Origin of the sequence: Streptomyces sp. NPDC097981 (genome assembly GCF_040302565.1) — a bacterium.
Lineage (GTDB): Bacteria > Actinomycetota > Actinomycetes > Streptomycetales > Streptomycetaceae > Streptomyces.
In genome coordinates this window covers 60257-86011 of sequence record NZ_JBEORW010000029.1, presented here as the reverse complement: position 1 = coordinate 86011, position 25755 = coordinate 60257, and the positions used below count along the sequence as shown (strand labels likewise).

Below are 25755 nucleotides of genomic sequence, written 5' to 3'. Positions count from 1 at the left end.
CGGCCGCCGGGACCACCTCCGGGTGGTCGCGACGTCCATGGCGATCACGCTAGCCGCGGCCCGAGGGCCCCCGCTTCTCGAATCCTGACCGGTCTGCCTACCCCCTGGCCCGCCGGCCCGGAAGGCGGGCCGGGGCGGCGGGGTCAGAAGGCAGGGGTGGCGATGGCTCGGGCCAGGGCCTCGTCCAGGGCTCGGGACGTGCCCTCCACGTCGAGGTCCGAGTTGTCGATGATCGGCAGGCCGGATCCGTACCAGCCGGCCATCCGGCCGTGGATCCGGGCGACCTCCTCGTCGGAGAGGCGCCGGTTCCCCGAACGGGCGGCATTGCGCTCCAGGACGATCTCCAGGCCGGGGAGCAGGACGACCGGCAGCAGCGCCGGGCCGACGTGGCGCTTCCAGCCGCCGAGGCCCACCACCGGCCGGTCCGGGAAGACTGCGTCGTCGAGGATGCAGGAGATCCCGTTCGCCAGGAAGTTGCGGGCGGCGAAGCCGCAGGTGCGGCGGGCCAGGCGGTACTGGGCCTCGGAGTGGTCGTTCCAGCCGGCCTGCGGGTCGGCGAAGCCCGAGCACACCCACTCCCGGACGTCGTCCAGGCTCACGTGCGCGGTCGGCACGGGCCGTGTGCTCGCCCAGTGCCGGGCCACCGTGGTCTTCCCCGCGCCGGCCGGGCCGATCAGCAGCACGGCCAGCGTGGCCCCGCCGGTCCCGGCCACCGCGGGCGGCAGCGGGATGTGCCCCGTGGCCTCGGGACCGGGCGGCGGCCCCTGCGGCGGCGCGGGCATCGGTGCGGGCACCGGCGGTGGCAGCGGCCACCCCTGCGCAGGAGGAATCGGCGGCTGCGGGGGCGTCGCCGGATGATGTCCCGGCTGCCCCCAGCCCACGCCGCCGCCCACTCCGTGCTGCATCCGCTGCCACTCCGTCTCGTTCCACCGCCTGATGCGAGAACGTTATATGACCACGGAGGCGGGGCCTCCCACCAGCACCGTCAGAGCGTGACTTCGTCCGCCAGTGCGCGCAGCGCCAGTCGGTACGAGCCGATGCCGAAGCCCGCAACCGTCCCGGTCGCCACCGAGGCGATGACCGACGTGTGCCGGAACTCCTCGCGGGCGTACGGGTTCGAGATGTGCACCTCGATCAGCGGGGCGGTGCGCTGCGCGGCCGCGTCCCGCATCCCGTACGAGTAGTGCGTGAAGGCGCCGGGGTTGATGACCACGGGGATCTTGCCGTCGGCGGCCTCGTGGAGCCAGCGGATCATCTCGCCCTCGTCGTTGGTCTCGCGGACCTCCACGGCGAAGCCGAGCTCCTCGCCCAGCGCGCGGCAGCTCTCGACGAGCCCGGCGTAGGAGGTGGCGCCGTACACGTCGGGCTCGCGGGACCCGAGCCGGCCCAGGTTCGGGCCGTTGAGGACGAGCACCGGGCGGCTCACGCCGACACCTCGCCGTACGCGGCGATCAGGTGCGCCGGGTCGGGGCCCTCCAGGACGGTGGGCTTGGCCAGACCGTCGAGGACGATGAAGCGCAGCAGGTTGCCGCGGGACTTCTTGTCGACCTGCATGGTCTGGAGCAGCTTGGGCCACTGGTCGCCGCGGTAGGTCAGCGGCAGTCCGACGGAGGCCAGGATCTCCCGGTGCCGGTCGGCCGTCGCGTCGTCGAGGCGGCCCGCGAGCCGGCCGAGCTCGGCCGCGAAGACCATGCCGACCGACACGGCCGCGCCGTGCCGCCACTTGTAGCGCTCGTTCTTCTCGATGGCGTGCGCGAGCGTGTGCCCGTAGTTGAGGATCTCCCGCAGGCCCGATTCCTTCAGGTCGCTGGAGACGACGTCCGCCTTGACCTGGATGGAGCGCACGATGAGCTCCGCGGTGTGCGGGCCGTCGGGCGTGCGGGCCGCCGCCGGGTCCGACTCGATCAGGTCGAGGATCACCGGGTCGGAGATGAATCCGGCCTTGATGATCTCGGCGAGGCCGCTGACGTAGTCGTTGACCGGCAGCGAGTCCAGCGCCGCCAGGTCACACAGCACGCCGGCCGGCGGGTGGAAGGCGCCGACCAGGTTCTTGCCCTCGGCGGTGTTGATGCCGGTCTTGCCGCCGACGGCCGCGTCCACCATCGCCAGGACGGTGGTCGGTACGGCGATCCAGCGCACCCCGCGCAGCCAGGAGGCCGCGACGAAGCCCGCGAGGTCCGTGGTGGCTCCGCCGCCGACGCCGACGATCACGTCGGTGCGGGTGAACCCGGACTGGCCGAGGGCCTTCCAGCAGTACGCGGCGACCTCGACCGTCTTGGCCTCTTCGGCGTTCGGCACCTGGATGGCGACCGCCTCGTAGCCCTGCTCGGCCAGGTCGTCGCGCAGCGCCTCACCGGTCGAGGCCAGTGCCTCGGGGTGGATCACGGCGACCCGCTGGGCCTTCGTGCCGATCAGCGTGCCGAGCTCGCCGAGCAACTGCCGGCCGACCAGCACGTCGTACGCGTCGTGTCCGGCGCTGGCGCCGACGTGGATGCGCGTCACCTGGTCTGTCATACGTCCTTCAACTCCAGAGCCTCAAGGACCGCCTGGGCGACCTCTTCGGGGGTGCGGTCGTCAGTGGCCACCACGACGCGCGCGACTTCGGTGTACAGGGGGCGGCGGGCCTCCATCAGCTCGCGCCACTGGCGGCGCGGGTTGACGGCGAGCAGGGGGCGCGCGGCGCCCAGGCCGACGCGCCGGACGGCTTCCTCGACGTCCATCGAGAGGTAGGCCACGGGCAGGCCGGCCAGCAGCTCCCGGGTGCCCGCGTCGAGGACGGCGCCGCCGCCGAGGGCGAGGATTCCGGTGTGCTCGGCGAGGGCGGCGGCGACCGCCTGCCGCTCCAGCTCACGGAAGTACGGTTCGCCCTCGTCGACGAAGAGGTCCGAGATCTCGCGGCCCTGGGCGGCGACGATGTCGGCGTCGGTGTCCCGGTAGGGGACGCCGAGCCGCTCGGCGAGCAGCGCCCCCACCGTGGACTTGCCGGACCCCATGGGCCCGACGAGGACGACCAGAGGTCCGCCCGTCACCGGATCTGCAGGTTGTCGAGGTAGGACCGGACGTTGCGGCGGGTCTCGGGGACCGAGTCGCCGCCGAACTTCTCGACCAGGGCGTCGGCCAGCACGAGCGCGACCATGGCCTCGGCGACGATGCCCGCGGCGGGCACGGCGCAGACGTCGGAGCGCTGGTGGTGCGCGGCGGCGGCCTCGCCGGTCGCCACGTCGACCGTGGCGAGGGCCTTCGGGACCGTCGCGATCGGCTTCATGGCCGCCCGTACGCGCAGCAGCTCGCCGGTGGTCAGGCCGCCCTCGGTGCCGCCGGAGCGGCCGGAGGTGCGCTTGATGCCCTCGGGGGTGGAGACGATCTCGTCGTGCGCCTTCGAGCCGGGCACGCGGGCCAGCTCGAAGCCGTCGCCGACCTCGACGCCCTTGATGGCCTGGATGCCCATGAGGGCGGCCGCGAGACGGGCGTCGAGGCGGCGGTCCCAGTGGACGTGGGAGCCGAGGCCGACGGGCACGCCGTAGGCGAGGACCTCGACGACGCCGCCGAGGGTGTCGCCGTCCTTGTGGGCCTGGTCGATCTCGGCGACCATCGCCTTCGACGCGTCGGCGTCGAGGCAGCGCACCGGGTCGGCGTCGAGCTTCTCGACGTCGGCGGGGGTCGGGTAGACGCCGTAGGGGGCCTTGGCAGAGGCGAGCTCCACGACGTGGGAGACGATCTCGATGCCGGCGGCCTCTTTGAGGAAGGACCGGGCGACGGCGCCGAGGGCGACACGGGCGGCCGTCTCACGGGCGCTGGCGCGCTCCAGGATCGGACGTGCCTCGGAGAAGCCGTACTTCTGCATGCCCGCGAGGTCGGCGTGGCCGGGGCGGGGGCGGGTCAGCGGCGCGTTGCGGCCGGTGTCCTTGAGGAGCGAGGGGTCGACCGGATCGGCCGACATGACGGTCTCCCACTTCGGCCACTCGGTGTTCCCGATCATCACGGCGACCGGGGAACCCTGCGAGAGCCCGTGGCGGACACCTCCGAGGAAGGTGATCTCGTCCTGCTCGAACTTCATCCGGGCACCGCGGCCATAGCCGAGCCGGCGCCGGGCCAGGTGGTCCGCCACCAGCTCGGTGGTGACCGGGACGCCGGCGGGAAGACCCTCCAGCGTCGCGACCAGTGCCGGTCCGTGCGACTCTCCCGCGGTCAGCCAACGCAACCTGCTCAACGATGCTCCTCATGCTCGCGCCTGGTACTGCGGCGGCGCGGCCGGGTGCTCGGCCCGGACCCGCCACACCCGATCCTCCCACGTCCGGGCCGGTGCACTGCCCTCCGGTCCAGCTGGCGGACGGCGGTGAACCCGTCCCCCACCCTGGCGGGTCCGGCCGCGGGCGAGCAAGATCAGCCCGCGCAGTGCATCAGGTGTGCCGGCGGGGGATCAGTGACGGGCGCGCAGCGCGGCCTCGCCGGCGGCCCGCATGGCGGCCAGCGGCGCGCTGTGGCGGCCGGTCATCTGCTCGACCTGGAGCACCGCCTGGTGGACGAGGAGGTCCAGACCGCCTAGGAGGCGGCCTCCGTGCTGCGACCAGGCTGCCGCCAGGGCCGTCGGCCACGGGTCGTACAGGACGTCGAACAGGGTCCCCGCCCCGGCCGGTACCTCGGGCGCCAGCCAGTCCGTGGCCCCTGCAGGGGTGGTCGCGATGACCAGCGGCGCGCCCAGCCCGCCGGCCGCGTCTGCCCAGTCGGCGGTACGGACGGCCACGCCGAGGCGCTCGCCCCACTCGTGCATCTCGTCGGCGCGGGCCCGGGAGCGCACGTACACCGTGACCTCGCCGGAGCAGATCCGGGCGAGCGCGGCCAGTGCCGAGGAGGCGGTGGCCCCGGCGCCGAGGATGGTGACGCTGTCCACCTTGTCGACGCCGCGCTCGTGGAGCGCGGAGACGATCCCGGGGATGTCGGTGTTGTCACCGAGGCGGCGGCCGTCCTTGGTCAGGACGACGGTGTTGACCGCCTCGACCGAGGCGGCGGTGTCGCTGATTCCGTCGAGCAACGGGATGATCGCCCGCTTGAGCGGCATCGTCAGGGACAGCCCGGCCCACTCGGGGCCGAGGCCGGCGACGAACTGCGGGAGCGCGGCCTCGTCTATCTCGAAGCGGTCGTACGACCAGTCGTCGAGGCCGAGCTCCTGGTACGCGGCGCGGTGCAGCACCGGTGAAAGGGAGTGCTCGATCGGTGAACCGAGCACGGCTGCGCGTATCACTGCCCTGCCTTCTTCCGTTCCTCTTCGTACCGCTGGCGGTTCTGGTTGTGCTCGTCGTTCGTCACGGCGAAGAGCGTCTCGTTCTCGTTCACCGACACGAAGTAGTACCAGGGGCCGTCGGCCGGGTTCATCGCGGACTTGAGCGCGTCCGGGCCCGGGTTGCCGATCGGGCCGGCGGGCAGGCCCTTGATCTTGTAGGTGTTGTACGGGTCGTTGAGCTTGCGGAGGTCGCTGACGGCACCGACGTCCAGGGTGCTCTGGCCCTTGATGTAGTTGACCGTGGAGTCGAAGTCGAGCAGACCGTACGTCTCGGTGTTGCCCGGCTTGAGACGGTTGTAGACGACCCGGGAGATCTTGTCGAAGTCGTGTTGGTACTTGCCCTCGGCCTGGACGAGGCTCGCGACCGTGACGAGCTGCAGCGGGTTCGCGAGGCCCAGCTTGGAGGCCTGCCCCTTGAGGTCCGCGTTCGCGTAGGCCTCGTTGGACTTGGCCACCATCTGCTTGAGCAGCGACTGGGGGCTCGCGTCCTTGCTGACGTCGTAGCGGGCCGGGTAGAGGAAGCCCTCCAGCGGGTCCTTGATGTCCTTGTTGTTGTTGGCCCACTCGGGCAGACCGAGGGTCTTCGCCTCCTTCGTGGCGATGTCCTTGGTCGTGCCCTCCTTGAGCTTGAGCTTGTCGTCGATGGCCTTGTAGACCTGGACGTTCTTCCAGCCGGGGATGACGTCCAGGGCGTTCATCCCGGCGCCGTTCACCATGAGGTCGACGGCAGCCTTGCCCGACATGTGCTCCTTCATCACGTAGGAGCCTGCCTGGATGGCGCCGCCCTTGGGGTTGGCCTTGGCGGCGGCGACGAACGCGTCGGCGCTCTTGACGACGCCGTGGGCCTTGAGGATCCGGCCCATCTCACCCATGCCGGTGCCCTTGGGGATGTCGATGGAGACGGAGCCCTCGCCCTCGCCGACGTAGTCCTCGCCGCTGGTGAACTTGGACTTGATGTAGTCGTAGCCGTAGTAGCCGCCACCGCCGATGACGCCCACGATCACGAGGGTGGCGATCAGGCAGGCCGCGCCGTTGCGGCGCTTGGGCTTGTCCTTCGAGCGGCCGCGGCGTCCGCCGCCGTTCGGCTCGTCGGAATCGTCGTCCCCGCCGGGCAGGATCGAGGAGGCGTCGTCGTCCGCTTCCTCGGCCTCCTGCTCCTGGACCAGGTGGCGCCGTCCCGGGGGCTCCGGCGGGGGGTAGGCCTCGGGGGTGCCGTAGAGATCGGGGGCCTCGCCCGGGTAGCCGCCGACGGGCTGCTGGGCGTACGGGTCCGCGCCGAGGTACGGGTCGGCCTGCGGGACGGCGGTGTACTGGCCTTGGCCGGTGTCCCAGCCCTGGCCGTCGTACACCGGCTGCTGCGGCTGCGGGTGGAGCTGCTGCTGGGCCTGGTGAGCCTGCTGGGGCTGCTGTGGGACATAGCCCTGCTGCTCGGGGTACTGCCCCTGCTGGACGTACTGCTGCTGGTACTGCGGGTCCTGCTGGTACTGCGGCTCCTGCTGGTACTGCGGCTCCTGCGGATACTGCTGCTGGGGGCCACCGGCGTAGGGCATCTGAGCCCGCTGGGCCTCGTGCCCGGTCCACCCGGAGTCCCCGTACAGGGGGTCCTCCGGGTGCCACGGTTCGGGGCCACGGCCCCGGCCATACTCAGTCATCGGTCCCCTAGAGCCGCGAGACGAAGGCAACGGCTACGTCCGCCGCGGCACCCGGTTCCGCCTCTGAAGTGGTGGGCGACGACTGTTCGAATGCCGCCGCATCGCGCGGAACGTTACCGTATCGCGATCAGACAACCACTTCGACGCACTCACCGGGCGGATTACCTGATACCCGTTCGGTCTCAAGAGCGTTCTGAAGGATCACCACAGCGGCCGCCTGGTCGATCACCGAACGGCCCTTTTTGGCGTTCCTTCCGGAGGCCCGCAGACCCTGGGCGGCGGTGACCGTGGTCATCCGCTCGTCCACCAGACGGACCGTCACCGGCTTGATCCCCTTGGCGAGTTCCGTGGCGAAGGCGCGCACCTTGGCCGCGGCCGGCCCCTCCCGCCCGCTGAGCGAGCGGGGCAGGCCGACCACGACTTCCAGGGGTTCGTACTCTTCGACGAGCTGCCGCAGCCGCCGGTGGGCGAAGGGGATGTCCCGGCCCGGAACGGTTTCCACCGGTGTGGCGAGGACCCCGTCGGGGTCGCACGAGGCGACCCCGATCCGGGCGTCCCCGACGTCGATGGCGAGACGGCGGCCGCGGCGCAGAGTCATCGTCAGACCGTCTCGACGACGAGGCGCTCGACCGCGGCGATGGCCTCGGGGACGGCAGCCGGGTTCTGGCCGCCGCCCTGGGCCACGTCCGGCTTGCCGCCACCGCCGCCGCCGAGGGTCTTGGCCGCGGTGCGGACCAGGTCACCGGCCTTGAGACCGCGCTCGCGGGCGGCCTCGTTGGTGGCGATGACGGTCAGCGGGCGGTCGTTCGCCGTGGTGAACAGGGCCACGACGGCCGGCCGGTCGCCCTGGATGCGGCCGCGGACGTCGAGGACCAGCTTGCGCAGGTCGTCGGCGCCGGTGCCGTCCGGGACGGTGCCCACGACGAGGGCGACGCCGCGGATGTCCTGGGCGTTCTCGGCGAGACCTGCGGCGGCCTGGAGGACCTTCTCCGCGCGGAACTTCTCGATCTCCTTCTCGGCGTCCTTCAGCTTGCCGAGCATGGAGGCGATCTTCTCGGGCAGCTCCTCCGGACGGCCCTTGACCAGCTCCTGAAGCTGGGCGACGACCGTGTGCTCCTTGGCGAGGAAGTTGTACGCGTCCACGCCGACGAGGGCCTCGACGCGGCGCACGCCGGAGCCGATGGAGGACTCGCCGAGCAGCTTCACCAGACCCAGCTGGGCGGTGTTGCCGACGTGCGTGCCGCCGCACAGCTCCTTGGAGAAGTCGCCGATGGTCACGACGCGGACGCGCTCGCCGTACTTCTCGCCGAACTCGGCGATGGCGCCCTGCTTCTTCGCCTCGTCGATGCTCATGATCTCGGCAGTGACGTCGAGCTCGCGGGAGAGCACGTCGTTGATCTTCTGCTCGACGTCGGTGAGGACCGTGCCGGGGACGGCGTTCGGCGAGCCGAAGTCGAAGCGGAAGCGGCCGGGGCTGTTCTCGGAGCCTGCCTGGGCGGCCGTCGGGCCCAGCGCGTCGCGCAGCGCCTGGTGGGTCAGGTGCGTGGCCGAGTGGGCGCGGGCGATGGCCCGGCGGCGGTTCACGTCGATGGCGGCGTATGCGGAGGCGCCGACCGTCACCTCGCCGACCTGGACGGAGCCCTTGTGCACGGAGACGCCCGGGACCGGCTGCTGTACGTCGCGGACCTGGATGATCGCGCCCGAGTCGAGCTTGATCCGGCCCTGGTCGGCGAGCTGGCCGCCGCCCTCGGCGTAGAAGGGGGTGCGGTCGAGGACGACCTCGACCTCGTCGCCCTCGGAGGCGGCAGGCGCGGAGACGCCGTTGACCAGGAGGCCGACGATGGTGGACTCGCCCTGGGTGGTGGCGTAGCCGGTGAACTCGGTGGCACCGGAGCCGTCCGCGATCTCCCGGTAGGCGGACATGTCCGCGTGGCCGGTCTTCTTGGCCTTGGCGTCGGCCTTGGCCCGGTCGCGCTGCTCCTGCATCAGGCGGCGGAACCCGGCCTCGTCCACGGAGAGGCCCTGTTCGGCGGCCATCTCCAGGGTGAGGTCGATCGGGAAGCCCCAGGTGTCGTGGAGCAGGAACGCCTTGTCGCCGGAGAGGACCGTGCCGCCGGTGGCCTTGGTCTCGGTCACGGCGGTGTCGAGGATGTTGGTGCCGCCCTTGACGGCCTTGAGGAACGCGGCCTCCTCGGCGAGCGCGACGGTCTCGATGCGCTTGCGGTCGGTGACCAGCTCCGGGTACTGCTGCCCCATCGTGTTGATCACGACGTCCACCAGGTCCTGGACGACCGGGCCGGTGGCGCCCATGAGGCGCATGTTGCGGATGGCGCGGCGCATGATGCGGCGCAGCACGTAGCCGCGGCCCTCGTTGCCGGGGGTGACGCCGTCACCGATGAGCATGACGGAGGTGCGGATGTGGTCGGCGACCACGCGCATCGAGACGTCGGTGTTCTGGGCGGCGCCGTACCGCACGCCGGTCAGCTCGGTGGCCTTGTCCATGACCACGCGCAGGGTGTCGGTCTCGTACATGTTCTGCACGCCCTGCAGGATCATCGCGAGGCGTTCGAGGCCGAGACCGGTGTCGATGTTCTTCGACGGCAGGTCGCCGAGGATCGGGAAGTCTTCCTTCCCGTCGCCGGCGCCGCGCTCGTACTGCATGAAGACCAGGTTCCAGATCTCCACGTAGCGCTCGTCGTTGACGGCCGGGCCGCCCTCGACGCCGAACTCGGGGCCGCGGTCGTAGTTGATCTCCGAGCACGGGCCGCACGGGCCGGGGACGCCCATGGACCAGAAGTTGTCCTTCTTGCCCAGGCGCTGGATGCGCTCGGCGGGGACGCCGATGACGTCACGCCAGATCGTCTCGGCCTCGTCGTCGTCGAGGTAGACGGTGATCCAGAGCTTCTCCGGCTCCAGGCCGTAGCCGCCGTCCGCCACGGAGCTGGTGAGCAGCTCCCAGGCGTACTTGATGGCGCCTTCCTTGAAGTAGTCGCCGAAGGAGAAGTTGCCGCACATCTGGAAGAACGTGCCGTGGCGGGTGGTCTTGCCGACCTCTTCGATGTCCGGCGTACGGACGCACTTCTGCACGCTGGTGGCCCGGGGGGCCGGCGGCTTGGTCTCGCCGAGGAAGTACGGCTTGAACGGGACCATGCCCGCGTTGACCAGCAGCAGAGTCGGGTCGTCCGCGATGAGCGACGCCGAAGGGACAACGGCATGACCGCGCTCCTCGAAGAAGCTCAGCCAGCGGCGGCGGATTTCAGCCGACTCCATCAGTGGTCCTCATTCCGGTTGTACGAACCCGTCGAGCGGTACTCTCGGCTCGAACGGTGGGGGGTCTTGTCGTTCTGGATGGCCCGCAGCCGCCGCTGCCCGGGGAGGGCGGTGACGTTGCCGGGCCGGTCGGGATCCTGGTGCAATCCCAGTGCGTCGTTCAGCTCGTCCTCGCGCTGAGACATTCCCGTCTTCACGTCGAGGGCGAAGTGCTTGAGGCGGTGTCCCGCCTCCACGGCCTTGTCGGCTGCCTGGGCCGCGAGGCTCTCCGGTGTCAGCTTCTTGAGCTGGCGGTTGACCTTGGTGGTGGCCCACACGCCGGCGGCTGCGCCTGCGGTGAACCAGAAGGCTCGGCGGAACATCGGAGGTTTCAGCCCTTCTGCTTCCGGCGCCGGGCCGCCGGCACCGTACGGCCAACGATCACGGTACGCCGGGACGTCTGCTGCGGCGCGTCTTCGGCATTTCTGCCCGGCTTGCCCAGCGCCTTGCGGACCCCGTAGCCGAAGGCCGCGACCTTGACCAGCGGCCCACCGAAGGTGGAGGCCACGGTGGAGGACAACGCGGAGGCGTTCGACGTGACTTCCTGGACGTCGCTGGCGATGGCGTCGACCCGGTCGAGCTGGGTGCGCGCGGAGCGGACGGTGGTGGAGGCGTCCGCGAGCAGCGGGACGGCCTGGTCGGTCACGTCGGCCACCAGTTTGGTGGTCGCCCTGAGCACCTGGGCCAGCCTCACCAGCACCACGGCAAGGAAGGAGACCAGAATGGCCCAGAAGACGGCCACGAGGATCCCGGCCACCTCTCCACCGGACACGTTGCACCGCTCTCTGCATGTTGATCACTACGTAGAAAAGTCGTTCTCCGACCCTATCGCGCCGGAGATCCGCCGCCGTACCGGAATTCGGGGTCCGATACACCCGCCTTGTACGCTGCGCATCCGGACCACTACCCTCCGCGCCCCATGCGACAGCGCCATCCGGAAAGCCGTCCGGAAAGCAGGAAGCCCGTCGGCTCCCCCAAGGGGGAACCGACGGGCTGACCAGCCTGTGAGGCTACGGCCGCCGGATCAGCGGGCGTAGTACTCGACGACGAGCTGCTCGTCGCAGATGACCGGGATTTCCTTGCGGTTCGGGTCGCGGTCCAGGCGGAAGGCCAGGGCCTTCAGGTTGACCTGCAGGTAGCGCGGGGTCTCGCCCTCGCCTGCGTAGCCACCCTCACGGGCAACCTGGAACGGAACCTTCTCGCGGCTGCGCTCGCGCACGGTGATGACGTCGTCCGGACGGACACGGAACGACGGCTTGTCGACCTTGCCACCGTTGACCTCGATGTGGCCGTGAACGACCATCTGGCGGGCCTGGTAGATGGTGCGGGCGATGCCCGAACGCAGGACCAGGGCGTCGAGGCGACGCTCGAGCTCGACGACCAGCGCCTCGCCCGTCTTGCCTTCGGCCTTCTTGGCGCGGTCGTACGCGCGGGCCATCTGACGCTCAGAGATGTCGTACTGAGCGCGCAGACGCTGCTTCTCCAGCAGACGGACCTTGTAGTCCGAGTTCTGCTTGCGGCCACGGCCGTGCTCGCCCGGCGGGTAGGGGCGGGCCTCAAAGTACTTGACGGCCTTCGGGGTCAGCGCAATGCCGAGGGCACGCGACTTCTTGACCTTGGGTCGCTTCTGGTTCACGGGGAACCTACCTCCATGTAAGTTAGGTGAGGCTTACCTTATCGAGGAGGACGTAATGTCTCGACCACATGGGATCCCCCTGCCCAGTGCGCACCGAAGTTCGGGTTCCAACGAAACGGAATCCGCTTTCGACGACGATAGGCAAGGTCAGCCGCGTCCCAGGGAAGGCGTTCGGCAGCTCACCGGAGCCGAACGCGTACGAACCCTCGTAGAGTCCAACGCCTCAGTATCCCTCACGCTGCCGGGTGCTTTTGACCAGGTGCGGTCTCTTGACCAGCCAGACTTCGGGACAGGGATGCCGGCCGCTCGGACCGTCACCCCGGACGGGGACGTGATTCTCCTGGTGTCAGGGGAATCCGCGGCTGCCAGGGCAGCCGCTTACGCCCAGGACGACGACCTCACGGCCGTGATCGAGATCACGGATGTGGCGCCGGTGTCCGTGCCCCATCGTATCCGAGGCCGTGCGCGGCTCGCCGGGTGGCTGACGCAGGTGCGCGGGGACGACCGCGCGGCCTGCGCGGCCCTGCTGGCGGAGCGCCGGCCGGTGGGCGAACTCCTCGGGCTGCACGGCCGGCCGTCTTACGTGATGCTGCGCCTGGAGGTCGGCGAGATCTCCGTGGACGATCTGTGGGGCGCCGAGCACGTGGACCCGGACGACCTGGCCGCGGCGGAGCCGGACCCGATGGTGGACCACGAGACGGAGCTCCTCCAGCACCTGGCCGCCGCGCACCACGACCGGATCGCGGACCTGTGCACGCTGCTGGGCCCGCGCGAGAGCGCCGGCACGACCGCGGTCCCCGTGGCCCTGGACCGCCTGGGCCTGCGGGTCCGCTTCACGGACGACGGTTCCTCCTTCGACGCCCGCTTCGACTTCCCGGCGCCGGTCCGCGACGTCTGCGACCTGCGCCGGGCGATCCGCACCCTGTTCGCCGCGGCCGGCCGCTAGCCCGCCCTGCCCGCGGAGCCGGGGCGAGCAGGGCCGGGGTCAGGCGCCGCGCAGGCGTTCGCGGACCTTCTCCACCACGTCCGCGTAGCGCGCCTCCGCGCCGTACCGCGTCGGTTCGTAGTACCGCTTGCCGTGGACCGCGTCAGGGGCGTACTGCTGCGCCGCGATGGCGCCGGGCACGTCGTGCGGGTACACGTACCCCACCGCGTGGCCCAGCTTCGCCGCCCCCTTGTAGTGCCCGTCCCGCAGATGCGCCGGAACCGGGCCCGCCATGCCCGCCCGGACGTCCGCGAGGGCCGCGCCGATCGCGGTCGTCGCCGTGTTCGACTTCGGGGCCAGGGCCAGGGCGATGGTCGCGTGCGACAGGGTGAGCGCCGCCTCCGGGAAGCCGATCATGGCCACCGCCTGGGCCGCGGCCACCGCGAGCGGCAGGGCCGTCGGGTCCGCCAGCCCGATGTCCTCGCTCGCCGAGATCATCAGGCGGCGCGCGATGAACCGTGGGTCCTCCCCCGCCTCGATCATCCGCGCCAGGTAGTGGAGCGCGGCGTCCACGTCCGAGCCGCGGATCGACTTGATCAGCGCGCTCGCCACGTCGTAGTGCTGGTCGCCGTCCCGGTCGTACTTCACCGCCGCCCGGTCGACCGCCTCCTCCACCGTCCGGAGGCTGATCTCGGACTCGCCCTTGGCGATCGCCGACCCGGCACCGGCCTCCAGCGCCGTCAGCGCGCGCCGGGCGTCACCGCCCGCGATCCGCAGCAGGTGCGCCTCCGCGTCCGCCGCCAGGGTCACCGCCCCGGCCAGGCCCCGCTCCTCCTCCAGCGCGCGCCGCATCAGCGCGCTGAGGTCCTCGTCCGTGAGCGGCTCCAGAGTGAGGAGCAGCGACCGCGACAGCAGCGGGGAGATGATCGAGAAGTAGGGGTTCTCGGTGGTCGCCGCGATCAGCGTGACCCAGCGGTTCTCGACGGCGGGCAGCAGCGAGTCCTGCTGGGCCTTGCTGAAGCGGTGGATCTCGTCGAGGAAGAGGACCGTGTCCTTGCCGTATCCCCCGGCCGCCCGCTTGGCGCCCTCGATGACGGCGCGTACCTCTTTCACGCCCGCCGTGATCGCCGACAGCTCCACGAACCGCTTCTGCGTCGCCTGGCTCACCACGTACGCGAGGGTGGTCTTGCCGATGCCCGGCGGGCCCCACAGGATCACGGACGAGGCCCCGGCCGGACCGCCCGCGCCGTCGCCGACCAGCCGCCGCAGCGGCGACCCGGGCTTCAGCAGGTGCTGCTGGCCGACGACCTCGTCCAGGGTGCGCGGGCGCATCCGGACGGCGAGCGGGGAGCTCGCCGGGTCCTTCTCCCGGCGGTCTTCGGCAGCGGCGCTGAACAGATCTGGTTCCACACGGGAAGCCTATGCGAGCCCGCCGACAACGGACCGCGGGCTCATGAGGCCGCTCAGGAGGTCCAGAAGTCCCACCAGCGGGTCAGGATCAGCATGCCGATGATCCCGACGTGCAGCACCGGCGGCACCCAGGCGAACTCGTCGAGGAAGGCCCGGAGCCAGCCCGGGGCGGGCAGCAGGCCTTCCCGCACGTTGTGCGCCGTCACGTACCAGAACATGAAGATCGTGGCGACCCACGCCAGGCAGCACCACAGGCACAGCGAGTTGATGTTGTACAGCGACTGGTACATGAGCCAGGTGCAGAAGGCGACCCCGAACAGCGTGCCCGCGTTGAGGGTCAGCCAGTACCAGGGGCGGAACCTGGCCCCGGCGAGCACGCTCATGCCGACGCAGATCACGATCCCGTACGCGACCAGCCCCAGCATCGGGTTCGGGAAGCCGAAGACGGACGCCTGCTCGCTCTTCATGATGTTGCCGCAAGAGACGATCGGGTTCAGGCTGCAGCCCGGCGTGAAGTTCGGGTCTTCGAGCAGCTTGAACTTGTCGATCGTGATCACCCAGGCCGCGAGCAGGCCCGCGGCGCCCGTGATCACCAGCAGCAGGGCCAGTGCCCGGCTCGCGCCGACCGTCCGCGAGGCGGTGTCTGCGTCCGTACTTCGTGTCGTCATACCGCCCGCTCCACATCTGCAAGGTCAACAAGCACCGGCCATTGTGCCGTACGGAGCACGGTGTCCACCGTTCGGTGGACATAAGGACGTACGCAAGGAGGGACCGGTGGGCCGCGTTCCGCCACACCATCGGGACATGACGCAGAACGCGGTGGAAGTACGGGGGCTTCGCAAGCAGTACGGCGATGTCACCGCAGTGGACGGACTTGATCTGACGATCCGGCAGGGCGAGGTCTTCGGGATCCTCGGGCCCAACGGCGCCGGCAAGAGCACGACGGTGGAGATCCTGCAGGGCCACCGGGACCGGGACGGCGGCGAGGTCGCCGTGCTCGGCGCGGATCCGGCCACCGCCGGGCGGGCCTGGCGCTCGCGCGTCGGGATCGTCTGGCAGGACGAGTCGGCGCCCGCGGAGCTGACGGTACGGGAGACGGTCGAGCACTTCGCCCGCTACTACCCGGCCCCGCGCGACCCGGCCGAGGTCATCGCCCTGGTCGGCCTGGAGCAGAAGCGGGACCAGCGCGTGAAGGGGCTCTCGGGCGGCCAGCGGCGCCGCCTCGACGTGGCGCTCGGCGTCATCGGCGGCCCCGAGCTGCTGCTCCTCGACGAGCCGACCACCGGCTTCGACCCGGCGGCCCGCCGCCGGTTCTGGGACCTGATCCGGCTGCTCGCCGCCGAGGGCACGACCATCGTCCTCACCACGCACTACCTGGAGGAGGCCGAGGCCCTCGCCGACCGCCTCGCGGTCGTCGCGCGCGGCAAGGTCGTCGCCGAGGGCGAACCGGCCGCACTGCGCTCCCGCTTCGGCACCGGCGCCACCGTCGAGTGGACCGGGGCCGACGGCACCCCGCACAGCATCTCCACCGAGACACCCACTCGTACGGTCGTTGAGCTCATGGCCCGCTTCGAGGGCGAGATCCCGGGGCTGAAGATCGGCCGGCCCACCCTGGAGGACGTGTACCTGCGCCTCACGGGCCAGCTCGTACCCACGACCGCGCAGCCGCTGGAGGACGCACGATGAGCACGACCGCCACCACCGCCACCTCCGGCAGGGCCGCCGCGGCCGCGAAGGCGCTGCCCGGCGCCTGGAGCCTGGGCCTGGGCCGAGGGGCCCTTGAGATCAAGCAGTTCGTCCGCCAGCGCGACGCGGTGATCTTCACCTTCGCCTTCCCCATCGTCTTCCTCGCCCTCTTCGCCTCGATCTTCCGCGACAGCGTGGAGGACACCGGGGTCACCGCCTCCCAGCTGTACGCGGCCGGCATGGTCGCCGCGGGCATCATGTCCACCAGCTTCCAGTCGCTCGGGATCTCGATCGCCGTCGAGCGCGACGAGAAGGTGCTGCGGCGGCTGCGCGGCACCCCGATGCCCCCGGCCGCCTACTTCCTCGGCAAGGTCTGGATGGTGCTGGCCACCGGGCTCGCCGAGACCGCGATCCTGCTGCTCGTCGGCTCCACCCTGTTCGACCTCGGCCTGCCGTCGTCCGCCGCCAAGTGGCTGACCTTCGGCTGGATCTTCGTCCTCGGCCTGACCGGGTGCGCCCTGCTCGGCATCGCCATCAGCAGCGTGCCCAAGTCCGGCAAGAGCGCCAGCTCGGTGGTCGTCCTGCCGTTCCTGATCCTGCAGTTCATCTCCGGCGTGTTCATCCCGGTCAACGCGATCCCGGACTGGCTGCTGAACATCGGCGCGCTGTTCCCGCTCAAGTGGATGTGCCAGGGCCTGCGCGGGGTGTTCCTGCCTGAATCCGCCGCCGTCCTGGAGCAGGCGGGCAGCTGGGAGTACGGAAAGGTCGCCCTGGTCCTGGGCGCCTGGGTCGCCGGAGGATTGGTCCTGTGCCTGCTGACCTTCAAGTGGAAGAACCGCCGCGACGGCTGAGCGGCTTCACCGGGACGGCCGGAGCGCGCGAGACCCACGTGTGGGACCGCGCGTTCGGGCCGTGGGACCTGTACTTCGCCGTCGTGTGGGCCGCGACCACTGCCTTCGTCCTGGGCGCGGACCTCCCTGCGCTGAGGTACCGGATCCCCGCCGCGGCCCTGCTCGCGCTGCTGATCCCCTGGTACGCGTGGGCCGGACGGCCCCTGCTCCTGAAGGATCCCGGCTCCGAACCGGCGCCGGCCCTGCGCTACCTGGGCGGGATGCTGGCCCTGTTCCTGCCCGCCGCCTCCCTGGTCGGCGAGACCCGGCTGATCACTTTCGCGCTCGCCCCGCACTGCTTCATGCTGCTGCCGCTGCGCCGGGCGATCGGGGCGATGGCGGTGGTGTCCCTGCTGCCGGTGGCCGGGTGGTCGCTGCTGTGGCGGCCGCCGGGCCACGTCGTCTTCGTCAACGCGGTCGGCTCCTTCGTCACCTTCGCCTTTTCGTCCTTTTTCGGCGCCTGGATCATCCGGATCATCGAGCAGAGCCAGGAGCGGGCCTCGCTGATCGCCGAACTCGACACCAGCCGGGAGGAGGTGGCCCGGCTCTCCGCCGCACACGGCGCCCACAATGAAAGGGAGCGCATGTCCCGCGAGATCCACGACACCCTCGCGCAGGGCTTCACGAGTCTGCTGATGCTGGTCCAGGCCGTGCAGTCGGAGCTGGACACGGACCGGGAGCAGGCCCACCGGCACCTGGAGCTGATGGCCGCCACCGCGCGGCAGAACCTGGCCGAGGCCCGGGCCCTGGTCTCCGGCGGTGCCCCCGCCGACCTGGACGCCGGTTCCCTGCCGGACGCGGTACGCCGCCTGGCGGCCCGGCAGGACCCGCCTGCGGCCGTGTCGGTGACCGGGGACGTCCGGCCGCTGGCCCCGGCGCTGGAGGTGGTGGCCCTGCGGTCCTGCCAGGAATCCCTGTCGAACGCGTCGAAGCACGCCGGCCCCGGGGCACGCTGTTCGGTGTCCCTGGCCTACGGTGACCGCGAACTGACCGTCACGGTCCGGGACACCGGGCGGGGCTTCGACCCGGCGGCCCTCGAACAGGGCTACGGCCTGCGGGGGCTGCGGGCCCGCGCGGCGGAGGCCGGCGGCGCGGCGGCGATCGACAGCTCCGCCGCGGGCGGCACCACCGTCACCGTCACCCTGCCGATCCGATGAGGAGCCGTACGACATGATCCGCATCCTGCTGGCCGACGACCACCCGGTGGTACGGGAGGGCCTGCGCGGCATGCTCAGCGCGGAACCGGACCTGGAGGTCGTCGCCGAGGCCTCGAACGGCCCGCAGGCGGAGGCGCTGGCCGCGGAGCTGGTACCCGACCTGGACCTGATCCTGATGGACCTGCGGATGCCGGGCGGCGACGGCGTCGAGTCCATCGCACGGATCAGCGCGGCCGGGCTGCCGGTGCGGGTGGTGGTGCTGACGACGTACGAGAACGACCGGGACATCCTGCGGGCGGTGGAGGCGGGGGCGGCGGGCTACCTGCTGAAGGACACGGCGCGGGCGGAACTCGCCGAGGCCGTCCGCGCGGCGGTGCGGGGCGAGACGGTCCTGGCCCCGTCGGTGGCGGGCCGCCTGGTGGACCGCCTCCGCACCCGCCCGGAGCGCCCGCGCCTGTCGGACCGGGAAGTCGCCGTCCTCCGCCTGGTCGCGGAGGGCGCGACGAACGCGGAGATCGGGCGGCACCTGCATGTGGCGGAGTCGACGGTGAAGACCCACATGCTGCGCATCTTCGGCAAGCTGGAGGTCACGGACCGCACCGCGGCGGTGACCACGGCCATGCGGCACGACCTGCTGTAGCCGTGGCCTATCCCCGCCCCGAGCCCCGCCGGCGTTTGCGGCGCGGGGGCCGGGGCGGAGCCACGGGATACGGAGAAAGGGCGGGGCGGGGAGGGGCTCCGCGCAGCGGAACAGCTCCCCGCCCCGCCCCTTGGCATCGGCGGTCCGGCCGTCAGGCCGTCAGGCCAGCTTGGTCCGGAGGACCTCGACGACGTCCGTCAGGGCGACCGGGGACTGCTCCCCGGACTCCATGTCCTTCAGCTGGACGACGCCCTCCGCCAGGTCACGGTCGCCCGCGACGATCGCGAAGCGCGCACCCGACCGGTTGGCGTCCTTCATGGCGCCCTTGAGGCCCTTGCCGCCGTAGGAGATGTCCGCCGCGACACCTTCGCGCCGCAGCTCGGTCACCAGACCGAACAGCACCGGCTTGGCCTCGCCCAGCGCCACCGCGAACACCGATGTCGTCGGCGGGATGTCCAACTCGACGCCCTCCGCCTCAAGCGCCAGCACCGTGCGGTCCACGCCCAGCGCCCAGCCCACCGACGGCAGGGCCGGTCCGCCGATCATCTCGGACAGGCCGTCGTAGCGGCCGCCGCCGCCGACCGCGGACTGCGAGCCCAGGCCGTCGTGCACGAACTCGAAGGTCGTGCGGGTGTAGTAGTCGAGTCCGCGCACCAGCTTCTCGTCGTCCTCGAAGGCGACGCCCGCCGCCGTGATCAGTGCGCGTACCTCCTCGTGGTACGCCTTGCACGCGTCGCACAGGTAGTCGCGCAGCATCGGCGCGCCGGCGAGCTGCTTCTGGACTTCCGCCCGCTTGTCGTCGAGGACGCGCAGCGGGTTGATCTCGGCCCGGCGGACCGTCTCCTCGTCCAGGTCCAGCCCGCGCAGGAAGGACTGCAGCGCCTCCCGGTACACCGGGCGGCACTCCTTGTCGCCGAGCGAGTTCAGCAGGATCCGGAAGTTGCGCAGGCCCAGGGAGCGGTACGCCTGGTCGGCCAGGATGATCAGCTCGGCGTCCAGCGCCGGGTCCTCGGCGCCGATCGCCTCCGCACCGACCTGCGAGAAGTGCCTGTACCGGCCCTTCTGCGGGCGCTCGTAGCGGTAGTACGAGCCCGAGTACCAGAGCTTCACCGGCAGGCCACCGGCCTTGTGCAGGTTCGCCTCCAGCGCCGCGCGCAGCACGGAGGCGGTTCCCTCGGGACGCAGCGCGAGGTTGGCGCCGCCCTTCGTGGTGAGGGTGTACATCTCCTTGGTCACGATGTCGGTGGATTCGCCGACACCGCGGGCGAACAGGTCCACGTCCTCGAAGCCGGGCGTCTCGACGTACCCGTAACCGGACAGGCGCAGGGGACCGGAAATGGCGTCCCGGACGGCCAGGTACTTCGCCGAGTACGGCGGGATCAGGTCGTACGTGCCCTTGGGGGCCTTGAAGGTGCTCACGAAACTCTCGTCACATTCCTCGTCGTGGAGCGGCCGTCGGATCCGCTCCGAGCCCGGCGGCGACTTCCCTCAGGTACGGGTTCGTCGCGCGCTCGCGGCCGATGGTGGTCTGGGGACCGTGGCCGGACAGCACCACGGTCGAGTCGTCCAGCGGCAGGCACACGCGGGCCAGCGACTGGAGCATCTCGGCGTGGGAGCCGCCGGGCAGGTCGGTGCGTCCGATGGAGCCGGCGAAGAGCAGGTCGCCCGAGAAGAAGACCGGCGGGATGTCGGCCAGCTCGGGCATCCGGAAGGTCACCGACCCCTTGGTATGCCCGGGCGCGTGCGCCACCGAGAAGTCCATGCCGGCGAGCTTCAGCCCGGCCCCGTCCGTCAGCTCGCGGACGTCGTCCGGCTCGCCCACGGTGATCTCACCCATCAGGGGCATCCCGATGGAGCGGCCGAGGGCCTTCTCCGGGTCGCTCATCATGTAGCGGTCCTCGGGGTGGATCCAGGCCGGTACGTCGTGTGCTCCGCACACCGGGACCACCGAGGCCACATGGTCGATGTGGCCGTGGGTGAGGACGACCGCGACAGGCTTGAGCCGATGCTTCTTCAGCGTCTCCTCGACGCCCTGGGCCGCCTGGTGGCCCGGGTCGATGATGACGCACTCCTCACCGGCGGCGGGGGCGACCACGTAACAGTTGGTCCCCCAGGCCCCGGCGGGGAACCCGGCAATCAGCACGTTCGTCCTCAATCGTCGTCCGGCGGGAGAGTCAGCAGCGGCCGAGATCGGAATGCTGCTGCTCAGAGCGTACCGGCGCCGCTCGTTACACAGCGAACCCATATACGGTACGGCCTAACCGAGCCCGGACAGCGGTGCCAGACACGTACAAGGAGACGACCCGGTGGTCACGAGCGATCAGCGGCGGCGACAGCTCGCCAGGGAGAAGTACGAGCGCCAGCAGAAGCGCCGGGCCGAGGCCCGCCACAAGGCGCGGCAGCGGGCGGCGGTGATCGGCGCGGCGGTGGCCGTGGTGGTCGCGACGCTGGTCGGCCTCGTCGTGGGCGGCGTCTTCGACGAGGACAAGAAGGACCAGGCCGGGGACACGGCGGCGAGCCCGTCGGCCGCGCCCTCGCCGAAGCAGTCGCCCTCGCCGGCGATGGCGATCGACAAGAACGCGAAGTACACGTTCGACCTGAAGACCAGCGCGGGTGAGGTCAAGTTCGAGATGGACGCGGCGAAGACGCCGGAGACCGTCAACTCGTTCAAGTCGCTCGCGGACAAGGGCTTCTTCAACAACACCAAGTGCCACCGCCTCACCACGTCCGGGATCTTCGTGCTCCAGTGCGGCGACCCGGAGGGCACGGGCATGGGCGGCCCCGGCTACACCATCGCGGACGAGAACCTCGACTCGCTGGGCAAGCCGAACGAGCAGGGCCAGGTGATCTACCCCGCGGGCACGGTGGCGATGGCCAACACCGGACAGCCGCACAGCGGCGGCAGCCAGTTCTTCCTGGTCTACAAGGACAGCCCGCTGGCTCCCTCGTACACGCCGTTCGGCAAGATCGACGCGGCGGGCCTGAAGGCGCTTGAGGACGTGGCCAAGGCCGGTACGGCCGACGGCGGCCAGGACGGGGCCCCGAAGACCCCGGTGACCATCGAGAAGGGCACCGTCACGCAGAACTGACGGGGTCCGGCGGCCCCGGGCCCGGCCGGTGTCCCGCCCGTACGGCGATATTCCGTCGTGCGGGATGCGGACAGCCGGCCCGGCGGTCGCCTATGTTGGCGTTGTGCAGGGCGGGCGCTGCCCGCCCCAGGAAACTGTGGACGATGCCCAGGGGGTGAACCCCTCGGAGGCATCAGGTGGAGGAGGCGCTGTGAGCAGCGACCCGTGGGGCCGCGTCGACGAGACGGGCACCGTGTACGTGCGTACTGCCGAGGGCGAGCAGGTCGTCGGCTCGTGGCAGGCGGGCACCCCTGAGGAGGCCCTGGCCTACTTCGAGCGCAAGTACGAGGGCCTGGTGGTCGAGATCGGCCTCCTCGAACGGCGGGTGCGGACCACCGATCTGTCCGCCAAGGACGCGCAGACGGCCATCGACCACCTGCGCACGCAGGTGGAAGAGCACCATGCCGTGGGCGATCTCGACGCCCTGCGCGTCCGGCTGGACAAGCTGGTCGCGACCGTGGACTCGCGGCGGGAGGAGCGCAAGGTCCAGAAGGCCCGGCAGACGGACGAGGCCCGGGCGGCCAAGGACGCGCTGGTCACCGAGGCGGAGCAGCTGGCGCAGAGCGACCAGTGGCGCAGCGCGGGCGAGCGGCTGCGTGCCCTGGTGGACACCTGGAAGGGTCTGCCGCGGCTGGACCGCAAGTCGGACGACGAGCTGTGGCACCGCTTCTCACACGCCCGTTCCGCTTTCTCCAAGCGCCGCAAGGCGCACTTCGCCTCGCTCGACGCGCAGCGCGAGGACGCCCGCAAGGTCAAGGAGAAGCTGGTCGCGGAGGCCGAGTCGCTGTCGAAGTCGACCGACTGGGGTCCGACGGCCGCCCGCTACCGCGAGCTGATGGCGGACTGGAAGGCCGCGGGCCGTGCGCAGCGCGAGGCCGAGGACGACTTGTGGAACCGCTTCCGCGGTGCGCAGGACGTGTTCTTCGCGGCGCGCAGCGAGGTGTTCGCGGAGCGCGACGCCGAGCAGGTGGAGAACCTGAAGCTGAAGGAGGAGCTGGCCGAGGAGGCCGAGAAGCTCGTCCCGGTCACGGACCTGAAGGCGGCGCGGGCCGCGTTCCGCTCCCTCAACGAGCGCTGGGAGGGCATCGGCCACGTGCCGCGGGACGCCCGGCCGAAGGTCGAGGGCCGGATGCACGCGGTGGAGCGGGCCATCCAGGAGGCCGAGGAGGGCGAGTGGCGTCGTACGAACCCGGAGGCGCGGGCCCGTGCGGCCGGTCTGACGGGTCAGCTCCAGGCGGCGGTGGACAAGCTGCGTGAGCAGATCGACGCGGCCCGTGCAGCGGGCAACAACACGAAGGCCGACAAGCTGGCCCGCGAGCTGGAGGGCCGCCAGGCCCTGCTGGACCAGGCGCTGAAGGGCCTGGAGGAGTTCGGCGGCTAATCACGCGCCTGTACCTACGAGGGCCCCGGTACGGAATTCCGTACCGGGGCCCTCGTCCGTGCCGTCCGCGCGCTCGGCTAGGGCCGGCGGGCGGAGGTGACGCGGTAGACGTCGTAGACGCCCTCGACACCCCGTACGGCCTTCAGGACGTGTCCCAGGTGCTTGGGGTCGCCCATCTCGAAGGTGAAGCGGGAGGTGGCCACGCGGTCGCGGGAGGTCTGGACGGCCGCGGAGAGGATGTTCACGTGCTGGTCCGACAGGACCCGCGTGACGTCCGACAGCAGCCGGGACCGGTCGAGTGCCTCGACCTGGATGGCGACCAGGAAGACCGAGGACTGGGTGGGCGCCCATTCCACTTCCAGCATCCGCTCGGGCTGCTGGGAGAGGGAGTCCACGTTGACGCAGTCCGCGCGGTGAACCGATACGCCGCTGCCGCGGGTGACGAAGCCGATGATCGGGTCGCCCGGTACGGGGGTGCAGCAGCGGGCCAGCTTGACCCAGACGTCGTCGACGCCCTTGACGACGACGCCGGGGTCGGCGTTGCCGCGCCGCTTGCCGCGGGCGTGGGACGGCGGGACGCTCTCCTCGATGTCCTCGTTGGCGGCTTCCTCTCCGCCGAGGGCCTGCACCAGTTTCTGTACGACGCCCTGCGCGGCCACGTGGCCCTCGCCGATCGCCGCGTACAGGGAGGAGATGTCGGGGTAGCGCATCTCGTGCGCGAGGGTGACGAGCGAGTCGCCGGTGAGGATGCGCTGGATCGGCAGGTTCTGCTTGCGCATGGCCCGCGCGATGGCGTCCTTGCCGTGCTCGATGGCCTCCTCGCGGCGCTCCTTGGAGAACCAGGCGCGGATCTTGTTCCGGGCCCGCGGGGACTTGACGAAGCCGAGCCAGTCGCGGGACGGGCCCGCGCCCTCGGCCTTGGAGGTGAACACCTCGACGAGGTCGCCGTTGTCGAGGGTCGATTCGAGCGGGACGAGGCGGCCGTTGACGCGTGCGCCTATGGTGCGGTGGCCGACCTCGGTGTGGACGGCGTACGCGAAGTCCACCGGGGTGGCGCCGGCGGGCAGCGCGATGACGTCGCCCTTGGGCGTGAAGACGAAGACCTCGTTGCGGGAGAGGTCGAAGCGCAGCGAGTCGAGGAACTCGCCCGGGTCCTCGGTCTCCTTCTGCCAGTCCAGCAGCTGGCGCAGCCAGGCCATGTCGTTGACCGTGTCCTGGCCGGCGCTGCCCTTGGCGGCCTGCGGGACGTCGGTGCGGACCTTGGAGGCGCCGGCGACGGTCTGCTGCTTGTACTTCCAGTGCGCGGCGATGCCGTACTCGGCGCGGCGGTGCATGTCGAAGGTGCGGATCTGGAGTTCGACGGGCTTGCCGCTGGGTCCGATGACCGTCGTGTGGAGCGACTGGTACATGTTGAACTTGGGCATCGCGATGTAGTCCTTGAACCGGCCGGGGACCGGATTCCATCGCGCGTGCACCGTGCCGAGGGCGGCGTAGCAGTCCCGGACGGTGTCGACCAGGACGCGGATGCCGACCAGGTCGTAGATCTCCGCGAAGTCACGGCCGCGGACGATCATCTTCTGGTAGACGCTGTAGTAGTGCTTGGGCCGGCCGGTGACGGTGGCCTTGATGCGGGCGGCCCGGAGGTCGGTCTGCACCTCGTCGGTGACGATGGTGAGGTACTCGTCGCGCTTGGGCGCCCGCTCGGCGACGAGGCGGACGATCTCGTCGTACATCTTGGGGTAGAGGATCGCGAAGGCGAGGTCCTCCAGCTCCCACTTGATGGTGTTCATGCCCAGCCGGTGCGCCAGCGGGGCGTAGATCTCCAGCGTCTCGCGGGCCTTCTTCTCCTGCTTCTCCCGCTTGAGGTAGCGCATGGTGCGCATGTTGTGCAGGCGGTCGGCGAGCTTGATGACCAGGACGCGCGGGTCCTTGGCCATGGCGACGACCATCTTGCGGACGGTCTCGGCCTGGGCGGCCTCGCCGAACTTGACCCGGTCGAGCTTGGTGACGCCGTCGACGAGCAGGGCCACGGCGTCGCCGAAGTCGCGGCGCAGGTCCTCCAGCCCGTAGTCGGTGTCCTCGACGGTGTCGTGCAGCAGGCCGGCCATCAGGGTGGCGGGGTCCATGCCGAGCTCGGCGAGGATGGTGGTCACCGCGAGCGGGTGGGTGATGTACGGGTCGCCGCTCTTGCGCTTCTGACCGCGGTGCCAGCGCTCGGCGACCTGGTACGCCTGCTCGATCTGGCGCAGCGTGGCCGTCTCGATCTTCGGGTCGTTGCTGCGGACTATGCGGAGCAGGGGTTCCAGTACCGGGTTGTACGGGTTGGAACGCTGGACGCCGAGGCGGGCGAGCCGGGCGCGCACGCGGTTGGACGACCCGGCCGACTTCGCGGGCGCGGGCTTCACGGGCGGGGCCGGCGGGGGCGCGGCGGGGGGCGCCGCGGCCGGCTCGGCCTGCGGGTCGGGCTGCGCGGCGGAGATTGGCTGGACCTCGTCTGGCAAGAGCGCTCCTCTGGGGGTCCCCCGGGCGGAGTCCGGGGGAGGATCCGGTGCCCCGGTCAGGTCCGGATAACCAATGGTAGCGATGGTTCCGTCGGCCCGTTCCCCGTGCCCACCACACGGACGGGGCCGGGGCTCCCCGGGCCCGGAGATGCCGAAACG

General features: G+C 71.1%; 24 protein-coding genes. 7 read left to right on the top strand and 17 right to left on the bottom strand.

All coding sequences use genetic code 11. From position 1 onward, the window contains the following. Window positions 1-143 precede the first annotated feature (143 nt). From ABTY04_RS26230 to rpsD, 12 genes are all read right to left on the bottom strand, one after another. Entirely contained in the window at window positions 144-905 is a 762-nt protein-coding gene (locus ABTY04_RS26230) for an AAA family ATPase (protein ID WP_352215839.1), read from the bottom strand. Window positions 906-985: 80 nt separating this feature from the next. After that, window positions 986-1426 (bottom strand): type II 3-dehydroquinate dehydratase, encoded by a 441-nt coding sequence (aroQ, locus tag ABTY04_RS26225; RefSeq protein ID WP_352215838.1) that lies wholly within the window; start codon window positions 1424-1426, stop codon window positions 986-988. Next, window positions 1423-2514 carry a 3-dehydroquinate synthase gene (gene aroB, locus ABTY04_RS26220; protein WP_352215837.1) on the bottom strand — a complete coding sequence of 364 codons (1092 nt, stop codon included), beginning with the start codon at window positions 2512-2514 and terminating at the stop codon, window positions 1423-1425. Before aroB ends, aroQ begins: the two co-directional genes overlap by 4 nt. Beyond that, window positions 2511-3029 carry a shikimate kinase gene (locus tag ABTY04_RS26215; protein WP_352215836.1) on the bottom strand — a complete coding sequence of 173 codons (519 nt, stop codon included), beginning with the start codon at window positions 3027-3029 and terminating at the stop codon, window positions 2511-2513. The genes aroB and ABTY04_RS26215 overlap by 4 nt, the downstream gene beginning before the upstream one ends. Continuing rightward, on the bottom strand, window positions 3026-4210 hold the full coding sequence (gene aroC, locus ABTY04_RS26210; RefSeq protein WP_352215835.1) for a chorismate synthase: 1185 nt from the start codon (window positions 4208-4210) through the stop codon (window positions 3026-3028). The genes ABTY04_RS26215 and aroC overlap by 4 nt, the downstream gene beginning before the upstream one ends. 210 nt (window positions 4211-4420) lie before the next feature. Beyond that, entirely contained in the window at window positions 4421-5242 is an 822-nt protein-coding gene (locus ABTY04_RS26205) for a shikimate dehydrogenase (RefSeq protein WP_352215834.1), read from the bottom strand. Continuing rightward, window positions 5239-6933 (bottom strand): endolytic transglycosylase MltG, encoded by a 1695-nt coding sequence (gene mltG, locus ABTY04_RS26200; protein WP_352215833.1) that lies wholly within the window; start codon window positions 6931-6933, stop codon window positions 5239-5241. The genes ABTY04_RS26205 and mltG overlap by 4 nt, the downstream gene beginning before the upstream one ends. A gap of 127 nt (window positions 6934-7060) precedes the next feature. After that, on the bottom strand, window positions 7061-7531 hold the full coding sequence (ruvX, locus tag ABTY04_RS26195; protein WP_046780370.1) for a Holliday junction resolvase RuvX: 471 nt from the start codon (window positions 7529-7531) through the stop codon (window positions 7061-7063). A gap of 2 nt (window positions 7532-7533) precedes the next feature. Next, window positions 7534-10203, bottom strand: a complete 2670-nt coding sequence (alaS, locus tag ABTY04_RS26190; protein WP_352215832.1) for an alanine--tRNA ligase — start codon at window positions 10201-10203, stop codon at window positions 7534-7536. Next, window positions 10203-10565 carry a DUF6167 family protein gene (locus ABTY04_RS26185; RefSeq protein ID WP_352215831.1) on the bottom strand — a complete coding sequence of 121 codons (363 nt, stop codon included), beginning with the start codon at window positions 10563-10565 and terminating at the stop codon, window positions 10203-10205. Before ABTY04_RS26185 ends, alaS begins: the two co-directional genes overlap by 1 nt. A gap of 8 nt (window positions 10566-10573) precedes the next feature. Continuing rightward, window positions 10574-11014 carry a DUF948 domain-containing protein gene (locus ABTY04_RS26180; RefSeq protein WP_352215830.1) on the bottom strand — a complete coding sequence of 147 codons (441 nt, stop codon included), beginning with the start codon at window positions 11012-11014 and terminating at the stop codon, window positions 10574-10576. A gap of 252 nt (window positions 11015-11266) precedes the next feature. Beyond that, window positions 11267-11878 carry a 30S ribosomal protein S4 gene (gene rpsD / locus ABTY04_RS26175; protein ID WP_030294564.1) on the bottom strand — a complete coding sequence of 204 codons (612 nt, stop codon included), beginning with the start codon at window positions 11876-11878 and terminating at the stop codon, window positions 11267-11269. Between the two features lie 343 nt (window positions 11879-12221). Here rpsD and ABTY04_RS26170 point away from each other — a divergent pair, with 343 nt between their 5' ends. Further along, window positions 12222-12824 (top strand): DUF2470 domain-containing protein, encoded by a 603-nt coding sequence (locus ABTY04_RS26170; protein WP_502996717.1) that lies wholly within the window; start codon window positions 12222-12224, stop codon window positions 12822-12824. Between the two features lie 39 nt (window positions 12825-12863). Here the strand turns inward: ABTY04_RS26170 and ABTY04_RS26165 are convergent, their stop codons facing one another. Both ABTY04_RS26165 and ABTY04_RS26160 read right to left on the bottom strand, forming a co-directional pair. Next, window positions 12864-14213, bottom strand: coding sequence for a replication-associated recombination protein A (locus tag ABTY04_RS26165; protein ID WP_352215828.1), 1350 nt, complete (start codon window positions 14211-14213; stop codon window positions 12864-12866). Between the two features lie 53 nt (window positions 14214-14266). Next, the gene (locus ABTY04_RS26160) at window positions 14267-14881 is read right to left on the bottom strand and encodes a vitamin K epoxide reductase family protein (protein ID WP_352215827.1); all 615 of its coding nucleotides are present in this window, start codon (window positions 14879-14881) and stop codon (window positions 14267-14269) included. A 136-nt stretch (window positions 14882-15017) separates the two neighbouring features. Here ABTY04_RS26160 and ABTY04_RS26155 point away from each other — a divergent pair, with 136 nt between their 5' ends. Genes ABTY04_RS26155 through ABTY04_RS26140 form a run of 4 tightly spaced genes read left to right on the top strand, consistent with a single transcriptional unit; the run spans window position 15018 to window position 18586 of the window. After that, a complete protein-coding gene (locus ABTY04_RS26155) occupies window positions 15018-15899 on the top strand; it encodes an ABC transporter ATP-binding protein (RefSeq protein WP_352215826.1) in 882 nt (293 codons plus the stop codon). After that, window positions 15896-16750, top strand: a complete 855-nt coding sequence (locus ABTY04_RS26150) for an ABC transporter permease (RefSeq protein WP_352215825.1) — start codon at window positions 15896-15898, stop codon at window positions 16748-16750. The genes ABTY04_RS26155 and ABTY04_RS26150 overlap by 4 nt, the downstream gene beginning before the upstream one ends. Beyond that, window positions 16708-17946, top strand: coding sequence for a sensor histidine kinase (locus tag ABTY04_RS26145; protein ID WP_352215824.1), 1239 nt, complete (start codon window positions 16708-16710; stop codon window positions 17944-17946). The genes ABTY04_RS26150 and ABTY04_RS26145 overlap by 43 nt, the downstream gene beginning before the upstream one ends. Before the next feature lie 13 nt (window positions 17947-17959). Then, window positions 17960-18586, top strand: coding sequence for a response regulator (locus ABTY04_RS26140; protein ID WP_352215823.1), 627 nt, complete (start codon window positions 17960-17962; stop codon window positions 18584-18586). 159 nt (window positions 18587-18745) lie between these two features. On the opposite strand, the gene hisS is transcribed toward ABTY04_RS26140, so the two are convergent. Further along, on the bottom strand, window positions 18746-20005 hold the full coding sequence (gene hisS, locus ABTY04_RS26135) for a histidine--tRNA ligase (protein WP_352215822.1): 1260 nt from the start codon (window positions 20003-20005) through the stop codon (window positions 18746-18748). Between the two features lie 10 nt (window positions 20006-20015). Beyond that, window positions 20016-20729, bottom strand: coding sequence for an MBL fold metallo-hydrolase (locus ABTY04_RS26130; protein WP_352215821.1), 714 nt, complete (start codon window positions 20727-20729; stop codon window positions 20016-20018). Window positions 20730-20892: 163 nt separating this feature from the next. Here ABTY04_RS26130 and ABTY04_RS26125 point away from each other — a divergent pair, with 163 nt between their 5' ends. Continuing rightward, complete coding sequence (locus tag ABTY04_RS26125; RefSeq protein WP_352215820.1) at window positions 20893-21675, top strand: peptidylprolyl isomerase; 783 nt, start codon at window positions 20893-20895, stop codon at window positions 21673-21675. A 190-nt stretch (window positions 21676-21865) separates the two neighbouring features. Next, entirely contained in the window at window positions 21866-23095 is a 1230-nt protein-coding gene (locus ABTY04_RS26120; protein WP_352215819.1) for a DUF349 domain-containing protein, read from the top strand. Window positions 23096-23172: 77 nt separating this feature from the next. Here ABTY04_RS26120 and ABTY04_RS26115 read toward each other — a convergent pair whose 3' ends face one another. Beyond that, a complete protein-coding gene (locus tag ABTY04_RS26115; protein ID WP_352215818.1) occupies window positions 23173-25596 on the bottom strand; it encodes a RelA/SpoT family protein in 2424 nt (807 codons plus the stop codon). Between the last annotated feature and the right edge of the window lie 159 nt (window positions 25597-25755).